Source organism: Paenibacillus durus ATCC 35681 (assembly GCF_000993825.1).
GTDB classification, from domain to species: domain Bacteria; phylum Bacillota; class Bacilli; order Paenibacillales; family Paenibacillaceae; genus Paenibacillus_AQ; species Paenibacillus_AQ durus_B.
The window spans coordinates 1120255-1140172 of record NZ_CP011114.1; the positions used below are offsets into that span (position 1 = coordinate 1120255).

Annotated in this window: 18 protein-coding genes; 16 read left to right on the forward strand and 2 right to left on the reverse strand. The window is 52.0% G+C overall.

Annotation, left to right across the window (positions count from 1 at the left end):
* Positions 1–347: 347 nt before the first annotated feature.
* From thrS to VK70_RS27030, 15 genes are all read left to right on the forward strand, one after another.
* Positions 348–2288, forward strand: coding sequence for a threonine--tRNA ligase (thrS, locus tag VK70_RS04995; RefSeq protein WP_025697099.1), 1941 nt, complete (start codon positions 348–350; stop codon positions 2286–2288).
* A gap of 125 nt (positions 2289–2413) precedes the next feature.
* Positions 2414–3076, forward strand: a complete 663-nt coding sequence (locus VK70_RS29320; protein ID WP_052755980.1) for a 3D domain-containing protein — start codon at positions 2414–2416, stop codon at positions 3074–3076.
* A 152-nt stretch (positions 3077–3228) separates the two neighbouring features.
* On the forward strand, positions 3229–3366 hold the full coding sequence (locus tag VK70_RS28220; RefSeq protein WP_155986865.1) for a hypothetical protein: 138 nt from the start codon (positions 3229–3231) through the stop codon (positions 3364–3366).
* A gap of 227 nt (positions 3367–3593) precedes the next feature.
* Positions 3594–4697: a cell wall-active antibiotics response protein LiaF gene (gene liaF / locus VK70_RS05005; RefSeq protein WP_025694292.1), complete on the forward strand. Its 1104-nt coding sequence runs from the start codon at positions 3594–3596 to the stop codon at positions 4695–4697.
* A gap of 3 nt (positions 4698–4700) precedes the next feature.
* Positions 4701–5795 (forward strand): sensor histidine kinase, encoded by a 1095-nt coding sequence (locus VK70_RS05010; protein WP_025694291.1) that lies wholly within the window; start codon positions 4701–4703, stop codon positions 5793–5795.
* A complete protein-coding gene (locus tag VK70_RS05015; RefSeq protein WP_025694290.1) occupies positions 5792–6448 on the forward strand; it encodes a response regulator in 657 nt (218 codons plus the stop codon). The genes VK70_RS05010 and VK70_RS05015 overlap by 4 nt, the downstream gene beginning before the upstream one ends.
* Positions 6449–6708: 260 nt before the next feature.
* Positions 6709–8349, forward strand: a complete 1641-nt coding sequence (locus tag VK70_RS05020) for a S1C family serine protease (RefSeq protein WP_025694289.1) — start codon at positions 6709–6711, stop codon at positions 8347–8349.
* A 117-nt stretch (positions 8350–8466) separates the two neighbouring features.
* Positions 8467–9156, forward strand: coding sequence for a response regulator transcription factor (locus VK70_RS05025; protein WP_025694288.1), 690 nt, complete (start codon positions 8467–8469; stop codon positions 9154–9156).
* A 1-nt stretch (position 9157) separates the two neighbouring features.
* Positions 9158–10579 (forward strand): sensor histidine kinase, encoded by a 1422-nt coding sequence (locus VK70_RS05030; protein ID WP_025694287.1) that lies wholly within the window; start codon positions 9158–9160, stop codon positions 10577–10579.
* Between the two features lie 30 nt (positions 10580–10609).
* The gene (locus tag VK70_RS05035) at positions 10610–11575 is read left to right on the forward strand and encodes a 4-hydroxy-3-methylbut-2-enyl diphosphate reductase (RefSeq protein WP_025694286.1); all 966 of its coding nucleotides are present in this window, start codon (positions 10610–10612) and stop codon (positions 11573–11575) included.
* 255 nt (positions 11576–11830) lie between these two features.
* Positions 11831–12874, forward strand: a complete 1044-nt coding sequence (gene aroF / locus VK70_RS05040; RefSeq protein ID WP_025694285.1) for a 3-deoxy-7-phosphoheptulonate synthase — start codon at positions 11831–11833, stop codon at positions 12872–12874.
* Between the two features lie 270 nt (positions 12875–13144).
* Positions 13145–14569, forward strand: coding sequence for a type I glutamate--ammonia ligase (glnA, locus tag VK70_RS05045; RefSeq protein WP_025694284.1), 1425 nt, complete (start codon positions 13145–13147; stop codon positions 14567–14569).
* 388 nt (positions 14570–14957) lie between these two features.
* Positions 14958–16049 carry a 3-phosphoserine/phosphohydroxythreonine transaminase gene (serC, locus tag VK70_RS05050; protein WP_179945333.1) on the forward strand — a complete coding sequence of 364 codons (1092 nt, stop codon included), beginning with the start codon at positions 14958–14960 and terminating at the stop codon, positions 16047–16049.
* 175 nt (positions 16050–16224) lie between these two features.
* Positions 16225–16689, forward strand: a complete 465-nt coding sequence (trmL, locus tag VK70_RS05055; RefSeq protein WP_025694282.1) for a tRNA (uridine(34)/cytosine(34)/5-carboxymethylaminomethyluridine(34)-2'-O)-methyltransferase TrmL — start codon at positions 16225–16227, stop codon at positions 16687–16689.
* A 120-nt stretch (positions 16690–16809) separates the two neighbouring features.
* Positions 16810–17064, forward strand: coding sequence for an AbrB/MazE/SpoVT family DNA-binding domain-containing protein (locus VK70_RS27030; protein ID WP_081754729.1), 255 nt, complete (start codon positions 16810–16812; stop codon positions 17062–17064).
* 392 nt (positions 17065–17456) lie between these two features.
* On the opposite strand, the gene VK70_RS05065 is transcribed toward VK70_RS27030, so the two are convergent.
* Both VK70_RS05065 and VK70_RS05070 read right to left on the reverse strand, forming a co-directional pair.
* Positions 17457–18524, reverse strand: coding sequence for a phosphodiester glycosidase family protein (locus tag VK70_RS05065; protein ID WP_046722932.1), 1068 nt, complete (start codon positions 18522–18524; stop codon positions 17457–17459).
* Positions 18521–18928 (reverse strand): hypothetical protein, encoded by a 408-nt coding sequence (locus VK70_RS05070; RefSeq protein ID WP_025694279.1) that lies wholly within the window; start codon positions 18926–18928, stop codon positions 18521–18523. The genes VK70_RS05065 and VK70_RS05070 overlap by 4 nt, the downstream gene beginning before the upstream one ends.
* Positions 18929–19204: 276 nt before the next feature.
* Here VK70_RS05070 and VK70_RS05075 point away from each other — a divergent pair, with 276 nt between their 5' ends.
* Positions 19205–19861, forward strand: a complete 657-nt coding sequence (locus tag VK70_RS05075; protein WP_025694278.1) for a response regulator transcription factor — start codon at positions 19205–19207, stop codon at positions 19859–19861.
* Positions 19862–19918 lie beyond the last annotated feature (57 nt).

A 19918-nucleotide genomic window follows, 5' to 3' on the forward strand; every position in this document is an offset into this window, starting at 1 on the left:
AGGTCCGTCCAGAGAGAGGAAAGATCGCTGCAATTTCCTTCGGAATCCGGTGTTCGGTTTACCCCTTTGTAGCTGCGGTTATGAACTTTCTTGGCGAAGCGCCCCGGCTGATCCGGGTTGTCTCTTCCGCATAAGAAACAGTAAGAACCGCCGGTTCATGGCCGTTATTCCCATGCTGAATAAGGATTCCGCTGGCGGAATTGAATTTGGGTGGAACCACGGGTGCAGACGCTCGTCCCTATGCGGGACGGGTGTTTTTTGTATGCGTGGATATATCCGTTCCGTAAAGCTTTGCGCGGCTGACTGCGCTGAGATAGGCTTACCACGATTTCGAGGAGGAAATGACAATGGCAGTAAGCATTAAGTTACCGGACGGCTCGGTCCGGGAATATCCGGAAGGCAGCAGCATCGACGATGTGGCGGCTTCCATCAGCAGCGGGCTGCGCAAGAATGCCGCCGCCGGCAAGCTGAACGGGGCAATCGTTGATTTGTCCGCCAAGCTGAGTGAAGGAGATCTGGTGGAGATCGTGACGCTTGATTCTCCGGATGGACTTGAGGTTATGCGGCACAGCGCCGCCCACCTGATGGCCCAGGCCGTCAAGCGGCTGTTCGGCGCCAAAGAGGTTAAGCTCGGCGTAGGTCCGACAATTGAGGATGGATTTTACTATGACATGGATCTGGAGCATCCGCTCAATCCGGAAGATCTGCAGAAGATCGAGAAGGAAATGGAGCGTATCGTGTCGGAGAATCTGCCGATTGTCCGCAAGGAAGTCAGCCGCAAGGAGGCGCTTGAAATTTTCGGGGAGCTTGGCGACCCGTACAAGCTTGAGCTTATTGAGGCTTTGCCTGAGGATAGTGTGATCACCCTGTACGAGCAGGGCGAATTTTTCGACCTGTGCCGCGGGCCACATGTTCCTTCGACCGGCAAAATCAAAGTCTTCAAGCTCATGAACGTTGCAGGGGCGTACTGGCGCGGCGACAGCAAGAACAAAATGCTGCAGCGCGTATACGGCACCGCCTGGGTCAAGAAAGCGCAGCTTGATGAGCATCTCCGCCTGCTCGAAGAGGCGAAGAAGCGCGATCATCGCAAGCTCGGCAAGGAGCTGGAGATATTTACGTTCAATAACCTGGTAGGTCAGGGCCTGCCGATTTGGCTGCCGAAGGGCGCCAAGCTGCGCAGCATTCTGGAACGCTATATCGTTGATCTGGAAGCGAACCTTGGCTATCAGCATGTCTACACCCCGGTGTTAGGTAATGTCGAGCTGTACAAGACCTCCGGCCACTGGGAGCATTATCAGGAAGATATGTTCCCGAAGATGACGATCGACACCGAGGAATTCGTGCTGCGCCCGATGAACTGCCCGCACCATATGATGGTGTACAAGAGCTCGATGCACAGCTACCGTGACCTGCCGATCCGGATTGCCGAGCTTGGCATTCAGCACCGCTACGAAATGTCCGGCGCGCTGACCGGTCTGCACCGCGTCCGTTCCATGACGTTGAATGACTCGCATATTTTCTGCCGCCTGGATCAGATTAAGAGCGAGTTTACCCGTGTGCTTGAACTGGTGAAACAGGTGTACAGCGACTTTGGCATCAACGATTACCGCTTCCGGCTGTCCTATCGTGATCCGGCAGATACTGAGAAATACTACCCGAACGACCAGATGTGGGAAACCGCTCAGCGGATGCTGCGCGAGGTAGTCGAAGAAGCCGGGCTGCCGTTCTATGAAGCGGAGGGCGAAGCCGCGTTCTACGGTCCGAAGCTGGACGTGCAGATCAAGACGGCGCTCGGCAAGGAAGAGACGCTCTCGACCGTACAGATCGACTTCCTGCTGCCGGAGCGCTTTGAGCTGGAATATGTCGGCGATGACGGACAGAAGCACCGTCCGGTCGTGCTGCATCGCGGCATTCTGGGAACAATGGAACGTTTCGTAGCCTTCCTGCTGGAGAACTTTGCGGGTTCGCTGCCGCTGTGGCTGTCTCCGCAGCAGGTAAAGGTTATTCCGGTGTCGAGCGCTTTTGATGACTATGCGAACGAGGTAATCGACAAGCTGCGCCGCCGCGGCATTAGAGCCGAAGCCGATCTGCGGAATGAAAAGCTTGGTTACAAGATCCGCGAAGCCCAGCTTGAGAAGCTGCCGTACATGTTCATCGTCGGAGAGAACGAGAAGAACAGCGGCGCCGTTTCCGTCCGCAGACGCGGCGAAGGCGATATTGGGGCAAAGCCGCTTGACGAGATGATCGAGAGCCTGGCTTCTGAAGCTTCGACCAAGGCCATTTTTTAACCTAACAAATTAAGACAAATCAAGACAAAACAAGACCTCTGTCAACATCCTGTGAGGCGGCCAATGCCGCTTCATGTATAAATTTTTGGGAAACGGGAAACCTTCGCTAATAAGGGGGAGGTTTCATGATGAACAAAATGGGTGTTTGGCAGAGGTCTTGGTGTATTTTCGTTACCTTTGCGCTTTTGGTTGCACTATCCTTCATATATACGAAGGCGGGACGCGAAGCGGACCGGGGGCCGGCATTACCATCCATTCAGCCAGCGGCTGCGGCTGTGCCTGTCTCGCAGACGTATCCGCGTAACCCTTCCGAAGAACTTAACAACCAGTCTTCCTTTCCCGTAGCCGCTCCGGCACCGGAGCAAATCATCCGCAGCTTCAAGATGACGGCGACCGGGTATACGGCGGGCTTCGAATCGACCGGTAAACGCCCCAGTCACCCGGAATACGGCATCACCTACTCGGGCGTCAAGGTACGAAGAGACAAGCATGCCGTTTCGACCATTGCCGCAGATCCCAAGGTGCTGCCGCTGGGAAGCATTTTATATGTGCCAGGGTACGGCTATGCGATAGTCGCGGACACCGGATCGGCGATCAAAGGGCATAAGATTGATCTTTATTTTTCAACAACTAAACAGGTATACAGGGAATGGGGAAAACAACTGGTGGAGGTCCAGCTGATCAAGCGCGGCAGCGGTAAATGTACGGAAGCTATGCTGGAGAATGTAGGAAAAGTCATTCGGGCTTACGGTACTTTACCGCAGGAAATGCTGGAAGAAATCGTCTGATTTGGGCGGTTCATGAACTTTGTTTCACATGGGCTAGTATAATCTTCAGCCTGCCTTGCCATAATACGAACTGGGGCACAGAAATCAGCCTCTGATTCGTCTCCGATTGGCGCTTTTAACGCCATGGATGAGAGCAAAGGGAGGTGACCAACGTGGCTAAACAACAACCGAAGGTTCAAGAAAACTACAAGACACCGAATGAAAAATACAACACCGAGTTTGCAACTGAGAATGACGCAGCAACGAAGCAAGCTGGCATCGCCAAGCCGGTTCAAAAACCGCAAGCTTAAGCCTCACTCACCTGAAGCATCATGGGCCGCTTAGGCCGAACCGTGTCCCGTCTCGTTAGAGGCGGGGCATTTTTGTTTTTGCCTCGTACCGGGTAATGACTTCTCAGCCCCTCCGTCTGAAGACCGAGAAGGTTTTCATTCCCTCGCCGCTGTTAACCGGGTGGAGCCTGTTGTAAACTAAGGCCATAAGGCAATACAGCTACAATAAGCTAAAGGGGAAATGACAAATGAGAAGACATATAGCCAGCCAGGTGTTCGGCGGCCTGATTCTAATCGGAATCGGTGTGCTGTTTTTGCTCCGGCAGATGGGATATGCGGACATAGATATCGGTTACCTTTTCTCCAATTTCTGGCCGGTTGTGCTGATTATTATAGGCTGTCAGCGGCTGCTGGGAGGCGGCGGCAGAGGGTTTTCATCTATCGGTACGCTGTTTTTTCTAGCCTTGGGCGTGTATTTTTTGGGACGGAATCTGGGCTGGTTCGACCTTTCCGCCGGTGATTTCTTCACCATGCTCGTTCCAGTCGCACTGATCGTCGGCGGACTAATGGTCATCTTTAGACCGCGCCGGTCCGGACCGCCGGAACCGCCGCCAGCCCCTCCGAAGTTTTATCCGGGGGACAAGTCGGGGGAGAACATTGAGCCGCCACGGCCGCTGGAATCGACATTCGATGAAGAATTTGATCGTAAATTCGGCGGACCCAGGGAAGAGAGCGGCTCGATCGGAAGTTCTGCAGGGAAAGCCGGAGCGACCGACTGGGACCGTCATCCGCTCAAGGATGATGAGAGTCGCGAGGCCGACCCGCGCTGGAAAGAACACAGGGATCGTCATGAACGCAGACGCCAGGAGCGGGAGGAACGCCACGAACGCAGAAATAGCGAGCGCTGGGAACGGTTTGAACGCAAACGCGGACATTTTGATGGGCATGAATGGAGCCATAGCGACAGCAAAGAAACGACGAACCGTTCCACTTTTATCGGTGATATCCACATGGGACGCGAGCATTTTCAGCTCAAAAATACAAATATTTCCCAATTTATCGGTGATACGGTGCTTGACCTGACCAATGCGCAAATCCCGTACGGCGAGACGAAGATCAATCTTTCCGCCTTTATAGGTGATCTCAAAGTCTATATACCAGATGACATGGATCTCGGTATTACCGTCAACAGCAGCTCCTTCATCGGCGATATGGAAGTGCTGGACCACTCGCGCAGCGGGTTTATGAGCTCCGTTCACTGCAAGACGCCTTATTATAAGGAAGCGGGCAAAAAAATCCGCATCAATGTCAGCGCTTTTATCGGAGATATCAAGGTTAAGACGGTGGGCTAGCGGATGGGGACGATTTTTAAAAATACAAAATGGGTGCTGCTGCTTTATTTCCTGCTCTGCGGAAGTGTGACGGCCCTGCTGATGTACGCCGGAAGCTGCTTGGGCTATATCGAAGTCGAGGATTACCGGATGTGGGTGTACCTGTGTCTTGGCATCGTGCTGTTTACCGCCGTTATCGGCTATATGGCCGTGCAGCGGATTCAGCGGCGGATTGATCATCTGGATCTCAATATGCTGAAGGTAGCCAAAGGCAATCTTTCCGTTCGGATGCCGGAGAGCGATGATCCTTCTTTTGCCAGAGTTTATCATGAGTTCAATCTTATGATGGATGCGGTCGAGAACAAAATGAAGCTGCTTCAGCGTCTGGGCGAGCAGGAGGTTGTTGAAAAGGAGAAGGCGGCGGAGAGCGCGGTTCTTGAGGAACGGCGGCGGATGGCCCGGGATTTGCATGATACGGTGAGCCAGCAGTTGTTCGCCATTCATATGTCCGCCTCTTCGCTGCCGAAGGTGCTTGAGCGGAATGAAGAACAGGGGCGGACGGTGATGGACCAGCTGATCACCATGTCGCAGATGGCTCAGAAGCAGATGCGTGCGCTGATCGCCCAGCTTCGTCCGGTGGAGCTTGAAGGCAGGGACCTGTTCGAAGCGCTGGAGAAATGGTTCCCGGATTACTGCCGGCAGAATGGACTGAAGGGTATTAAGGAGCTTGAACTGCAGGGCGAGCTGTCCGGGGCGATCGAGCATCAGCTGTTCCTGATTATCCAGGAAGCGATGGCGAACATCGTGAAGCACTCGGGAGCGCGCCTGGTCAGCCTGTCTCTGCGCGAGGGTCCGAGGCAGGTTGCGCTTAGCGTCAGCGACGATGGCCAGGGGTTCGAGCTTGCGCATGGCAAACAGGGATCGTACGGCCTGACGACGATGCGGGAACGCGCGGAGAAGCTTGGCGGCCAGGTTGAAATTATCAGCCGCAGGGGAGCGGGCACGACGATCCGCGTACATATCCCGAAGTTTATTCAGGGGAACGGCGGAGAGATATCCGCTGCAAGCGGTCTTGCGGCCAGTAAAGAAGAAGGGGAAGAGGAGGCAAGCGGCGAATGAGCGCGATTAAAATACTGCTGGTGGATGACCATGATATGGTGCGTATGGGGCTCAAAACCTATCTGATGCTGGAGCCGATGTTTGAGGTGGTGTCTGAGGCGTCAAACGGACAGGAGGCGCTCGAACTGCTGCGTTCCTGGGGCGAGGAAGGGCTGCCCGATCTGATCCTGATGGATCTGATGATGCCGGTCATGAACGGCGTGGAGACGACCCGTGCGGTGCTGTCCGAGTTTCCGGGGCTGAAAATCGTAATATTGACCAGCTTCCTTGAGGATGATCTTGTAGTGGACGCCATTGAGGCGGGCGCGGTCAGCTACGTTCTCAAGACCGTGTCGGCGGAAGAACTGATTTATGCGCTGCAGGGGGCGTACCGCGGCATGCCGGTGATGACCGGCGATGTGTCGCAGGCGCTGACGCGCGGCATCCGCCAGCGTACGGTGCAGGATGATTCATCCGGCCTGACCGAGCGGGAGAGGGAGGTACTGCTGCTGATTGCGGAAGGCAAGAGCAACAAGGATATCGGCGAGGAACTGCATATCAGCATCAAGACGGTCAAGACGCATGTCAGCAATCTGCTGATGAAATGCGAACTGGAGGACCGCACGCAGCTTGCCATCTATGCGCACCGCAAGGGATGGGTTACACAGGGATAGGTCGTCAGTCGATTTCAAACACAGATGGCTTTTGCAATCTTAAACTCTATGATTCCGCAGTTTTGCAAGAATAGGCTTGTCCAATGAAGTCCGGCGCTAAGTTAAAGGCGCGCAGGGCTTTTTTTGTATATCTATCTCGTTAATGTTTTATCTTCGCTTAAATTGTTTTTAATGTCGGTTTAAGGTTTGAAGTACAAAATATACCCAAGAAAGCAAAATGACTCCTTGTCCGTAAGGACAGGGCGCGGGAGGGTAAAACAATGGACGAGAACAAGAACAGATATAACGGCGATGGCGGCGATCGTTTTGAGAAACAATCGCCGGACCGGGAGTGGAACAAGGACGGACAGTCTCCCGAATCGAATTCATCCTACTATTATTCGTACGGCCCTTTTAAATCCCTTAATCATAATGAGCAGAATACGGACGGCGTGGAGCATTATAGCCGGAGGGAGCCGGAACGGGTAGAAGTCACTACTCCCCAACCGGTCAAGCCGGTTCCTTATCATTCGTTTCGCTCCACGGGTCACGGCGGAGGCTATGGAGGAGGCAACGGTAATGGCGGCGGAAGCGGTTCGGACGGAGGAAACGGCTGGCAGTTCAATCAGAAGCCAAAGAAGCCTGTAAGAACCGCAGTCCTTTCCTTCCTTGCAGGCATGCTTGTGCTCTCAGGCTCCATGTTCATGGCTGACCGTGGGAACTGGTTCACAGGAGATCAAGCGGCAACAGTGGCCTTGAGTTCACAGGGCAAGGCGGCCAACGAGAGCGCCTCAGTGGCAGCGTCGGCTTCAACGACGGGGCTTGTGACCGGATCACAAGGCGTCTCCAGTGTCGTAGACGAAGCGGGACCGGCGGTTGTCAAAATTGAGACGCTCGTAAAATCGGCTTCCCGCGGAGGCCAAAGTAATCCGAACTTGAATGATCCATTCTCTCAATTCTTCTTTGGTGACCAATTCGGTGGCAATTCGTCCGGACAGTCCCAGCAGAACAACGGCAGCGGCTCTGGCTCGGATTCGCAGCTGACGCCTTACGGCATCGGCACCGGATTTATATACGATAAAGCGGGTTACATTCTGACCAACCAGCACGTAATTGAGAATGCCGACGTTATCCAGGTTACCGTCGATGGCAACTCCAAGCCGTATGAAGCAAAGCTGCTTGGGTCCAGCGCGGACTTGGACCTCGCGGTGCTGAAGATCGAAGGGGACAACAATTTCCCGACCGTGCCGCTCGGCGACTCGAACGCCATCAAGGTAGGCTCGGAGGTCGTGGCAATCGGCAACCCGCAGGGCTTTGACCATACGGTTACTGCGGGGGTGCTGAGCGCGAAAGGCCGGAGCATTGACATCAACGAAGAACAAGGCAACGGTACGCGCAATTATACGGATCTGCTGCAGACGGACGCTTCCATCAATCCCGGCAACTCCGGCGGACCGCTGCTTAACGCAAGCGGCCAGGTCATCGGCATGAACGTTGCCGTCAGCACGGATTCGCAAGGTATTGGCTTCGCCATACCGGTCAATAAAATTAAGGAAGTTGTCGACAAGCTTGAGGCGAATCAAGCCATCCCTAAAGATCCGGTTCCATTTATCGGCGCTTCGCTGATGACGATTACCGATGAAGTGGCGAAGCAAATGGGCACTAATATCAAGGAAGGCTCCGTTGTAGCCGAGATTATTTACAAATCGCCGGCTTATGCTGCCGACCTGCGTCCGTACGATATTATTACCGGCGCTAATGGAACGAAATATGCGACTAGCCAGGACTTGATCGACTTCATCAAGACCAAAAAGGTCGGAGACAAAATTACGCTTAATGTCGTCAGAGACGGCAAAAGTCTGGATCTGTCGGTAACGATCGGCAACAAGAACGACTTCAATACAGCACAGACCCAGCAGTAATCAGGCGGTACACGAAAAGCGGGAGGGGCGGCCCTTCCGCTTTTGTCGTAGATGTGCGCGGCAAAGCATTCACTGCTAAAATAGAGATATATAGAACATTGACAAAGGGGCGGCTTCATGCGACCGAATATTTTGATTATTGACGATGATGAAAAAATCATTTCCATGCTGCGTAGGGGACTGGCGTTTGAGGGTTATGACGTAAAGACGGCGTCCAACGGGGCGGACGGCCTGCGGGCCGTGCTGAACAGCGATCCGGATGTTGTTGTTCTCGATGTCATGATGCCTCAGGTGGATGGCTTTGAGGTGTGCCGGAGGCTTAGAGAGGGCGGCAGCACCGTTCCCGTACTGATGCTCACGGCCAAGGATGAGGTGGAGCACAGGGTCAAAGGTCTGGACCTCGGAGCGGATGATTATCTGGTGAAGCCGTTCGCGCTGGAAGAACTGCTGGCGCGGGTGAGAGCGCTGCTGCGGCGCAAAAGTGAACAAATTGGGGGCAGCGAGCAGGCGGTTGTCTACGAGGACGTTGTGCTGGATGTCGATTCCCGGGAAGTAACGCGCGGCGGCAAACGGCTGGAGCTGACGGCAAAAGAATTCGAGCTGCTGCATTTGTTTATGCAGAATCCGAAGCGGGTGCTGTCCCGCGACCTGATTATGGACAAGATTTGGGGCTATGATTACAGCGGCGAATCCAATGTGCTGGAGGTTTATATCGCCATGCTGCGCCAAAAGACCGAAGAACACGGGGGCAAACGCCTCATTCAGACGATCCGTGGAGCCGGTTATATCCTAAGAGGTGACAACTAAGATGTCGATCAAGCTGCGGCTGACCGCATGGTATTCGGGCATATTGGCCGTCATGCTGCTGGCCTTTTCAGCATCCATTTTCGGTTTTTTCTATATTAATACGTACGGGGATCTACAAGACAGGCTCCGGGATCAGGCGAAAGGCGAATCGCTGGACGTTGTCTTCGATAAACGCCTGGACGCCCAGAATTTGTACGGGCAAATGTACTTCTATGATAGCGGAGATTTTATCCAGAGTTTGAGTTTGAAAAATATTGATCTGCGGTTCGATATTCCGGCCCGGCAGAACCTCAAGGTTGAAGAATTTAAAGATGCCTATTACAGAGGCTACCATTTTTTGATTTATCAAAAGGCGGTCAATGTCCAGGGCTACGATAACAATCCAGCGGCCGTTCTGCAAATGGCGGCATATACCGGGGAACAGGACAAACTGCTGGACCGGCTGAAGACGATCCTGATCACAGGCTCCTTTGCCACGTTGATTGCAGCCTTTACCTTCGGCTTATTCTTGGCCCGCAAAGCGATGAGCCCGATCGGCAAGGTAATTGAAGCCGCCGAAGGCATTCAGACAGGCAACGACCTCAGTGTACGGATCGAATACAACGGGCCGCCAGATGAAATCGGAAGGCTGATCCGGACGGTGAACAGTATGTTGGGCCGTATGGAAGGGTTTTACAAAAATCTGGAGGATTCGTACGCGGCCCAGCGCCGTTTCGTGTCGGATGCTTCGCATGAGCTTCGCACGCCGCTGACGACTATTCGAGGCAACATCGAACTGCTTCAAAAGGTATGGGAGCTTGAGCCTGGAGAAAATCCTTCGCTGGATGAAGCGGCAATACGACAAATTTCGGTGGAGTCCGTACATGATATCGCGGACGAGGCGAAGCGCATGAGCCGGCTGGTCGCCGATATGCTGTCTTTGGCCAGAGCCGATACGGGCCGTACCTTCGAGAAGGAGCCGATAGCGCTAGAACCGATGATGAACGAGGTGGCTCGCCGCGCCGCTTTCCTCCCCCGGGATGCGGAGTGGATTACGGGAGACCTGTCGGGCCTTAATGGCAAATATGTGCTGGGCAACAAGGATTATTTGCAGCAGATGCTGTTCATTTTCATTGACAATGCCTTCAAATATACGCCGTCCGGAGAAGTGACGTTCGACGCGGTGGTGTATCAGCATCAAGTAGGCATCCGGGTTAAGGATACCGGCATCGGGATGGAAAAAGACGAGGTACCGCATATTTTCGACCGGTTCTACCGGGCGGATGAATCTCGCGGCATTACCGAAGGCATCGGACTCGGGTTGTCCATCGCCAAATGGATCATTGATGAGCACGGAGGATCGGTTGAGGTAGTCACCCGCCAGGGCGAAGGCACAACGTTCGTGATTTGGCTACCCTTGCTCTTTGCCGCTCCGCTTGAGTAGGATATAATGGAACAGAAGGTTGGTGAAGCAATGGAAGTTATCAAAATTTCTCCCCGGGGATACTGCTACGGTGTGGTTGATGCCATGGTCATGGCCCGTCAGGCCGCTAAAAATCTCGATCTCCCCCGGCCGATCTATATCCTGGGCATGATTGTCCATAACAGCCACGTTACCCACGCTTTCGAGGATGAGGGTATAATTACGGTCGACGGCAGCAACCGCCTGGAAATATTGGACAAGATTGACAGCGGAACCGTCATCTTCACCGCGCATGGCGTTTCACCGGAGGTACGCAGGAGAGCGCGTGAGAAAGGGCTGACGACCGTCGACGCCACCTGTCCGGATGTAACCAAGACGTATGATCTTATTCACGAAAAGGTCGCGGAAGGCTGCGAAATTATCTACATCGGCAAGAAAGGCCACCCTGAGCCGGAAGGCGCCATGGGTATCGCTCCCGGGCATGTGCATCTGATCGAAAAGGAAGAGGAGATATCCTCTCTGACCCTGCCGGCTGATTCCCAGATTGTCATTACAAACCAGACGACGATGAGCCAGTGGGATATCAAGCATATTATGAAAAAACTGCTGGAGACTTTCCCCGGCGCCGAGGTGCATAACGAGATTTGTTTGGCAACGCAGATCCGGCAGGAGGCCGTAGCGGAACAGGCTGGTCAGGCCGATCTTGTCATTGTTGTCGGCGACCCGCGCAGCAACAATTCCAACCGGCTGGCCCAGGTGTCCGAGGAGATAGCAGGTGTTCCGGCCCACCGGATTGCTGACGTATCGGAGCTGAAGGCTGAGTGGCTGAAGGGGATCTCGAAAGTGGCTGTCACTTCGGGCGCGTCGACACCGACGCCAATCACGAAGGAAGTCATAGCGTACTTGGAGCAGTATGATCCGGCAAATCCAGACACATGGGAGATTAAGCGTACAGTCAACATGGCAAAGCTGCTGCCGCCGGTCAAAGCCAAAGCCGGTCAGTCCTCCCAATCATAAGTTTTTCGATTTTTCAGTGTCAGCGCCTTATGTCGCTAGCGGCTTAGGGCGTTTACATATTTATTTTTTGTAATTGCCATGATAAACTTCTTGCTATTGGAATAATTATTTTGCAGAAGGGGTTGACGGGAAACAGATTATCGCATAGAATTGCTTTAGTGATTAAAAGCATAAAAGCTTAAAAGCGTCGTAGTAAAATAGCGAATGCAAACAATCAAACATTAAACTATACAGGATTGGAAAGGAAGGAATCAGATGATCGTTATTACATCGAATCAAACTCCGGAGGAACAAATTAACGATATTATCGCAGCGATCGAGAAGGAGGGCCTGCAGGTGCATTTGTCCAAAGGATCGGACCGCACGGTTATCGGTCTGGTGGGCAGCGTGAACCCGAAGCTTGCCGAGCATCTTCGCCAAATGAAGGGCGTGGAGAATGTGGTTAAAATCTCCAAGTCCTACAAGCTGGCGAGCAGAGACTTTCATCCGGACGACACGGTCATCGAGGTTAAGGGAGTCAAGATCGGCGGAGAGCATCTGGCGATCATGGGCGGTCCGTGCGCAGTGGAATCTCCTGAGCAGATCGACGAAATCGCAAAACTGGTAAAAGCGGCGGGAGCGCAGATTCTTCGCGGCGGAGCATTCAAGCCGCGCACCGGACCTTACAGCTTCCAAGGGATCGGCGTGGAAGGTCTGAAGATGATGGCGGAAGCGGGAGAGCGCCACGGCCTGTTGACCATCACCGAGGTCATGACGCCGGAGTATGTTGACGTGTGCGCGGAATACGCCGACATTCTCCAAGTGGGCACGCGGAATATGCAGAACTTTGATCTGCTCCGCGCGCTTGGAACATGCGGCCGTCCCGTGCTGCTGAAACGCGGTTTCAGCGCGACATACGACGAACTGCTGAATGCGGCTGAGTACATCCTGGCTGGCGGCAACCGTGATGTTATGCTCTGCGAGCGCGGTATCCGCACTTTCGAGACTTACACCCGCAATACGCTAGATCTGTCGGCTATTCCGGTGCTTCAGGGCCTCAGCCACCTTCCTGTCATTTCCGACCCGAGCCACGGAACGGGACGCCGCGAACTGGTAGAGCCTATGGCTAAGGCGTCCGTTGCCGCAGGAGCCAACGGCCTGATTATCGAAATGCATACCGATCCGGACAACTCCATGACGGGTGACGGCGTTCAGTCCCTGTTCCCGGATCAGTTCAGCAATCTGCTCAAGGATCTGGAGAAGCTGGCACCGCTTGTCGGCAAGAAATTCTCCACCCAGGAAGCAATTTCCGTTAAATAAACGCCTCTTAATACAGGCAGCCTTTTTTCCAGCTTTAACTAGTGGAAGAAGGGCTGTTTGCTGTATTTTTAAAGTGGAATTTATCGCTTGTGGGTCCTGAATAAATAATTCACGAAAGCGTAAGAATATCTTACATTGGCATAAAAAATACCTTACATAAGCATTGACGATGTAAGGTTTGAGTTTTATAATGACGACAGTTAAAATTAAACCGAGAACATTTGCATGGTGGGTACGGCTTAATGTTCGGAACTTAGGGAGGAAAATTTAATGTCGGTTGAAAAAGTGCTGCAAACGATTAAAGAGAACAACATTGAATGGGTGGATTTCCGCTTTGTTGATTTGGGTGGACGGGCCCATCATATTGCTTTGCCGGCTGCTGCTGTTGACGAGGAGACTTTTGTGAATGGCGTAGCTTTTGACGGTTCTTCCATTACCGGTTTCCGCGGAATTGAAGAGTCTGATATGGTTATGATGCCGGATCCAAGCACTACATATATTGATCCTTTCACCGCGCACCCTACGCTCAACATTATGTGCGACATTTTCACTCCTGACGGCGAGCGTTATGAGCGTGACCCGCGCGGTATCGCTGTTAAAGCGGAAGAATACCTGCAAAAAAGCGGCGTAGGAACCGCGGCATTCTTCGCACCTGAATCCGAGTTCTTCATCTTTGACGACGTTCGTTACGAGAGCGGAATGAACAGCTCCTCTTACTTCGTGGATTCCGAAGAAGCGGCCTGGAACACGAACCGTAAGGATGAAGGCGGCAACCTCGGCTTCAAAGTTGGCATCAAAGGCGGTTATGTACCGGTTGCTCCGGTTGATACTCAGCAAGATATCCGTAGCGAAATGTGTCGTCTGCTTGCTGAAGCCGGTCTGGTAATCGAGCGCCATCACCATGAAGTTGCTACAGCTGGACAAGCTGAGATCAACTTCCGCTTCGATACACTGAAGAAGACAGCCGATAACCTGTTGACTTACAAATACATCGTGCAAAACACTGCCCGTCAATACGGCAAAGTGGCAACTTTCATGCCTAAACCGCTCTTCGGCGATAACGGAAGCGGCATGCACGTTCACCAATCGATCTTTAACGGCGACAGCCCGCTGTTCTATGAAAAAGGCGGATATGCTAACCTGAGCGAAATGGCTCTGAATTATATCGGCGGTATCCTGTATCATGCTCCGGCGCTGATCGCATTGACCAACCCGAGCACGAACTCCTTCAAACGTCTGGTTCCTGGTTACGAAGCACCGGTTAACCTGGTGTTCTCCAAAGGTAACCGTTCCGCAGCTGTTCGTATCCCGGTAGCTGCTGTAACTCCTAAAGGCTGTCGCATCGAGTTCCGTACTCCGGACACCACGGCTAACCCTTACCTTGCCTTCTCCGCAATGCTGCTGGCTGGTCTGGACGGCATCAAGAAGAAGATCAATCCGGTTGAGCTTGGCTATGGCCCGCTCGACAAGAACATTTACGAACTGCCTGATGAGGAAAAAGCAAAAATCCGCAGTGTTCCAGGCAGCCTGAACGAAGCGCTGGACGCTCTGGAAGCTGACTATGAGTTCCTGACAGAAGGCGGAGTCTTCACAAAAGACTTCATCGACAACTACATCGAACTGAAACGCGGCGAAGCTCAACAAGTAGCCATCCGTGTTCATCCGCATGAATACTCCCTGTATTTCGATGTATAAGAATTAATAATAAGCATTCCGTGCAGACGGAACGCTTGCTCTCCACAAGAAGCCATTCTCACAGATAATGTGAGATGGCTTCTTTTTTATGATATTTTTACAACTTGCCGTTTCCGAATTCAAAATAGGACGTCCTAAGTGCGACTAGTGCATAAGTCCCTGCTGTTCTGGCAATAATGCGATTGATTCGTATATCATCTATTGGTGCGTAGTGTTGTGAATCCAACAAATTTGGTTAATTATTTTGTAATTCATGCATTAAAGTGGCAAATTTCGGAGTTCTTGCCCATTTGGGATGTAAATACGCGAATATGTGAATAATTATACTTGCTGCCATGTTAGATTATTGCTATCATAACCATATTGATAGAAGAGAAAGGGTGGGAGTATTTTGAGCAAGAGAGCTTATAATTTTAACGCCGGCCCGGCAGCATTACCTCTTGAGGTGCTGGAGCGCGCACAAGCCGAATTCGTCGATTTCCGGGAGACCGGGATGTCAATTATGGAAATGTCGCACCGTGGAGCCGTATACGAATCCGTACACAATGAGGCGCAGGAACGTCTGCTTTCACTTCTGGGCAATCCGGCAGGATACAAAGTATTGTTCATTCAAGGCGGAGCCACCACTCAGTTCGCGATGATTCCACTGAACTTCCTTTCCGAGGGTAAGGTCGGCAGCTACGTAATGACAGGCAGCTGGGCTGACAAAGCGTTCAAGGAAGCGAAGATCGCAGGCGGAGCTCATGTTGCGGCAACGTCCGAAGACAAGAAGTTCCTGGCTATTCCGGAGCTTGGATCGATCAAGCCTGCCGATAACGCCGCGTACTTGCATCTTACTTCCAACGAGACGATTGAAGGCACCCAATATCAGGAATTCCCGGATACCGGAGCTCTTCCGCTGATCGCGGATATGTCCAGCGATATCTTGAGCCGCAGCTTCGATATTAACAAGTTCGGACTGATTTATGCCGGAGCACAGAAGAATCTTGGACCTTCGGGTGTAACCGTCGTGATCGCTAAGGAGGAGCTGATTGCCGAGTCTCCTTCCAACATTCCGACAATCTTGCGTTACAGCACCCATTATAAGAATAACTCTCTATACAATACACCGCCATCTTATTCGATCTATATGGTTAATCAAGTGCTTAAATGGATTGAAGAGCAGGGAGGCTTGGCCGGAATCGAAGTGAAGAACCGCGATAAGGCCGGACTGTTGTATGACACGATCGACGCCAGCGGCGGATTCTACCGCGGTGTAGCGGAGCAGGGCAGCCGTTCGATCATGAACGTGACCTTCCGGATGGAATCCGAAGAGCTGGAGAAGAAATTCATTAAGGCTTCGGAGCAGGAAGGCTTCGTCGGTCTCAAGGGACACCGCAGCGTTGGCGGATTACGCGCCTCCATCTATAACGCCGTTCCTTATGAGAGCATCAAAGCGCTGACCGATTTCATGAATCACTTCCAGAAGACTCAAGGTTAATCTAACCATTTAGCAGGAATTTAAAGACCTTCCGCCGCCGGCGGGAGGTCTTCTAAACGAATGAACACATCTTTCGAAATCCCCCGCAAAGTAACAGGAGCAATCGCTTATGCGCAGGCTTCGCTTTGGGGGGTTCTTATTGTGCGGAGAACTTGGAACAGGAGGAGATACTTTCATGGCACTTCATATTGTACTAGTAGAGCCGGAGATTCCAGCCAACACGGGGAATATCTCACGCACCTGCGCGGCTACAGGCGTCCATCTGCACTTGGTGCGGCCCCTTGGCTTTCGTACCGATGATGCTACCCTGAAACGGGCAGGGCTGGATTATTGGCATGCCGTTCACATTGAATATCACGATTCCTTCGGAGAAGTACTGGAGATGTACCCGGAGGGCCGTTTCTTTTATGCAACGACCAAGGCGGATAAGCGGTATAGCGACTATACTTTTCAAGACGGCGACTTTTTTGTATTTGGGAAAGAGACGAAAGGTTTGCCTGAGGATATTCTTAAGGCCGGATGGGAAACAACGATGCGTATGCCGATGACCGGAGATGTAAGATCGCTGAACTTGTCTAATTCTGCCGCAATTATTGTATACGAAGCGCTCCGTCAGCTGAACTTTCCGGGTCTGACCTAAAGAAGTTACAGAAATTTATTTATATCAGCAGGATTCGACAATTTTATATCGAAATAGTCATATGGAATGGAAATATCATGGTATTTTCTAAATCAGTTGAATAGGAAAGGTGTGCGTTAGATGAAGCCTGCTGGTGTAGTGCGCAAAGTGGATCAGCTCGGCAGAATTGTTCTGCCTAAATCCCTTCGTAAAAGGTATCAAATGAATGAGGGGGACCCTGTTGAAATTTTGGTTCAGGGCGATCATATTATTTTGGAGCGTTATCGTCCCAAATGCGTATTTTGCGGTTCCATGGACGAGGTTAGCGAATATAAGGAACGTTATATTTGCGGCCAGTGTCTGAGCGAAATGACCCAACTGCAAAGACACGCTTAAGCAAAATATAGAATCTTCCCGGAACGCTTCATGCCGCAAGCGTACTCGCCGGAAGCAGAGCGCCGCATCCTTGCGGCGTTTTTCTTTTGGCTGATGTGGATTTAATGGTGATGAGAATTCCCCCTCTGCTGTTTCCAAAATTAAAAAAGCTCCCTTCGTTATCCGAAGGAAGCTCAGCCTTTAGAGGCCCTTAGTCTTGTCGTCATTATATGAGGCGGTGAGAATACCGGTCAGAAACAGCAGAAATACAAGGAGGATAATCCAAAAGGTCAGTGAGAACGACATGCGCACACCTCCGAATGGAAATATTGTCATTACCATTATTATATCCGGGCTGTGAATAAAAATAAATGATATTGTGATCTGCCGCATAGATATCAATATTGGTTCAGTTATTTGAAAAATAAAAAGCTTGTCGGCACCCGCCGAAGAGTGCCGTCTGACGGCTGGTTTACGACTTTTCCGTCAAATACGAGCGACGAAGAACCTCCGCCATCCAGATTAAACGCATCTGTTACACCCATTTGGTACAGCTTATCTTGAAGCTCCTCCAGTGTGGCTCCGGAACTGCCGCTCTCATTGTAGCCCTCGGCAACGATGATAAGCAGCTGATCGTCTTTGTATCTGCCGATCGCAGTGCGCGGCGCCCGCTTTGGGGACATTTCCCATTTTACGGGTATCTCCGTCTTGAGGCCATCCCGCAGCAGCACAGGCACAAAGGAAGCCCCGAACGCCGGTTCCAGCTTGTCAAGCTGCTCACGGCTGTAAAACTTCCCGCCAATCAACCGTCCTTCTTTGCTCAGCCCTACAAAGCTTAAGTCTTTAAAACTGGATTCAAAGCCGGTTACATACTGACCTTCCACGATCGTGGTACTGAGCGGGTATCTTCTGCCGCCCTTATCGGCAAAGCCCCCTGCGTTAATGCCGGCGACGGCCCCGTACCGGTTGACCGCTTGAAGGGTCGTTTCCGAGCTTCCAAGGCCTTCCTGCCCAAGGCTCATGGTCATCGCCGCCTTGTCCCTGAGCTTGATCTTCATTGCATAGCCTGTATAGTCACCGGGATTCACCCGGTACAACTCGATTCGTATCCGGCTGCTGTTGATGACATCGAATGGGAAGCCGAGTTTGGCCGTAATTCGCCGGTTGTATATCAATGCTGGACGGCTCGCCTGAGTCACAGCTTTATCCACAAGCGCGTTCATTGTAGCAGTCGTTTCCCTATACAGCTTCGCACTGGCGCTCACCGATTTCATCGTGTGGGCGGCGGAGGCCTGCGCGGTGTCGAGCTGGCCTTTGATCCCGGATGTCAGCTGTACTGGACCTGCGGAAGGCAAGAACCGCTGCGTTCCCAGATCCAGTGTAAGCGACGTCCTGTACAGCGACAGGCACAGCAGAAGGCCGATGAACGGCGCGGTAACGAGCATAAAGAAACGGTTCACTCTTTTGACCGGTGTTATCATTTCAACAGATCCATCTCTTTCTGTAAGGCGTCAAGCTGCTTGCGGACTTCGCTTAATTGAGTATACAGCTTATTGCTGTTGTCTGTCTTGGTGCTGGCGTTATCCTTGGTAAAAGTAAGGAGTTCATTAAACGACTGTACTTTGTCCTGCAGCTCGCTGATTTCCTTCGATAATACCGATAGTTTCTTCTCGTAATCCGACTGAAGCAGGGTTAGCTGCTGCTGATTCTGTGCGGACAGCTGCCGCAGCATCTGGTCCTTCAAATGATTCATGTAGCTGTACACGGTGAAGCCGCAGGCTGCAATCACGGCTAGCCAGAACAACAGAAACCATTTAACGGAGGAGCCGTTTCTCGTCGCGGCGCGTCGTTTATACGCGTCTGGCGATTCCATTGACGGCTGCATTCATAATCACCTCGAACCTTTTTGTGAGTCCTTATTCTACCAGAATTATGCTAGTTTCGCAAAACGGAGAGAGGAAGAATCAGGAAAAAAATAATTGCATCCTTAGAAGGGGGGCGTTACAATTTCACTAGATTCGCAATGCATCCATTGTATGTAGCGTATAGGAAAAAAGGCGGAGTACATCACGAGATCGCTTCCCATCTTACATTATCCGGAAAGTGCCGACATACGTATTGTTCTGGGTAAATTACATAGTATCAGGAGGTTTGGGCTTTAATGATGAAGGTTTGGCAGGTAGTGATTATGGGCTGTCATCCCACGAGTATGCTGGGAACGAAATTGATTTTGGAAGAAGCGGGAAATCTGATTGTTCTAGGAACTTACAGTAATTGGACGGAAGGAGCCGCGATAGTGCGGGGAAATCGGCCGGAACTGGTGCTTCTTGACTACTGCATGTCGGATGATCTGATTGAGACGATACTGCCCGAGATGAAAAAGAGTGCTCCTGCTTCCCATTTTGTCGTGATGACCGACAGAGAGGGCAGAGAGCTGTTTCAGCCGCTCTTAAAGCTGGGTGCCAGCGGACTCCTATCCAAAGGGGCGTCGCCGAGCCAACTGCTGCAGCTGATTGCAGGATTACGCGAGGGGTTTCTGTCCATGCCGCTCGGATGGCTGGGGACAATGGTTTCACCGATTTGCCCGCCCGATGAGAGCGGCGCCGTATTGAAGCTGACTGCGACCGAGCGTTTTATTATGGAACAAATTGTTCAAGGGGTCACCTACGATAAAATCGCGCTGGAAATCGATGTAAGCCGCCGATCCATTGACAATTATCTGCGGAAGATTTATGTTAAACTCGAAGTTTCCACCCGGGCGCAGGCGATCGAGAAATATGCGCTGTTTTCACATCAGATGAGACCCATGTATGCATAATATCCGGCGGGACGGCATAATGCGGCGTCTTTCGGAATATTCATTCATGTAAGCATG

Bases quoted from the DNA above. Each gene is read 5' to 3' on its own strand.
- VK70_RS05035 (WP_025694286.1), top strand. From the start codon at position 10,610: ATGGAAGTTATCAAAATTTCTCCCCGGGGATACTGCTACGGTGTGGTT.
- VK70_RS05020 (WP_025694289.1), top strand. From the start codon at position 6,709: ATGGACGAGAACAAGAACAGATATAACGGCGATGGCGGCGATCGTTTT.
- trmL (WP_025694282.1), top strand. From the start codon at position 16,225: ATGGCACTTCATATTGTACTAGTAGAGCCGGAGATTCCAGCCAACACG.
- glnA (WP_025694284.1), top strand. From the start codon at position 13,145: ATGTCGGTTGAAAAAGTGCTGCAAACGATTAAAGAGAACAACATTGAA.
- VK70_RS05065 (WP_046722932.1), bottom strand. From the start codon at position 18,524: ATGATAACACCGGTCAAAAGAGTGAACCGTTTCTTTATGCTCGTTACC.
- VK70_RS27030 (WP_081754729.1), top strand. From the start codon at position 16,810: ATGAAGCCTGCTGGTGTAGTGCGCAAAGTGGATCAGCTCGGCAGAATT.
- liaF (WP_025694292.1), top strand. From the start codon at position 3,594: ATGAGAAGACATATAGCCAGCCAGGTGTTCGGCGGCCTGATTCTAATC.
- VK70_RS05025 (WP_025694288.1), top strand. From the start codon at position 8,467: ATGCGACCGAATATTTTGATTATTGACGATGATGAAAAAATCATTTCC.
- VK70_RS05075 (WP_025694278.1), top strand. From the start codon at position 19,205: ATGATGAAGGTTTGGCAGGTAGTGATTATGGGCTGTCATCCCACGAGT.
- thrS (WP_025697099.1), top strand. From the start codon at position 348: ATGGCAGTAAGCATTAAGTTACCGGACGGCTCGGTCCGGGAATATCCG.
- VK70_RS05030 (WP_025694287.1), top strand. From the start codon at position 9,158: ATGTCGATCAAGCTGCGGCTGACCGCATGGTATTCGGGCATATTGGCC.
- aroF (WP_025694285.1), top strand. From the start codon at position 11,831: ATGATCGTTATTACATCGAATCAAACTCCGGAGGAACAAATTAACGAT.
- VK70_RS29320 (WP_052755980.1), top strand. From the start codon at position 2,414: ATGATGAACAAAATGGGTGTTTGGCAGAGGTCTTGGTGTATTTTCGTT.
- VK70_RS05010 (WP_025694291.1), top strand. From the start codon at position 4,701: ATGGGGACGATTTTTAAAAATACAAAATGGGTGCTGCTGCTTTATTTC.
- VK70_RS05070 (WP_025694279.1), bottom strand. From the start codon at position 18,928: ATGCAGCCGTCAATGGAATCGCCAGACGCGTATAAACGACGCGCCGCG.
- VK70_RS05015 (WP_025694290.1), top strand. From the start codon at position 5,792: ATGAGCGCGATTAAAATACTGCTGGTGGATGACCATGATATGGTGCGT.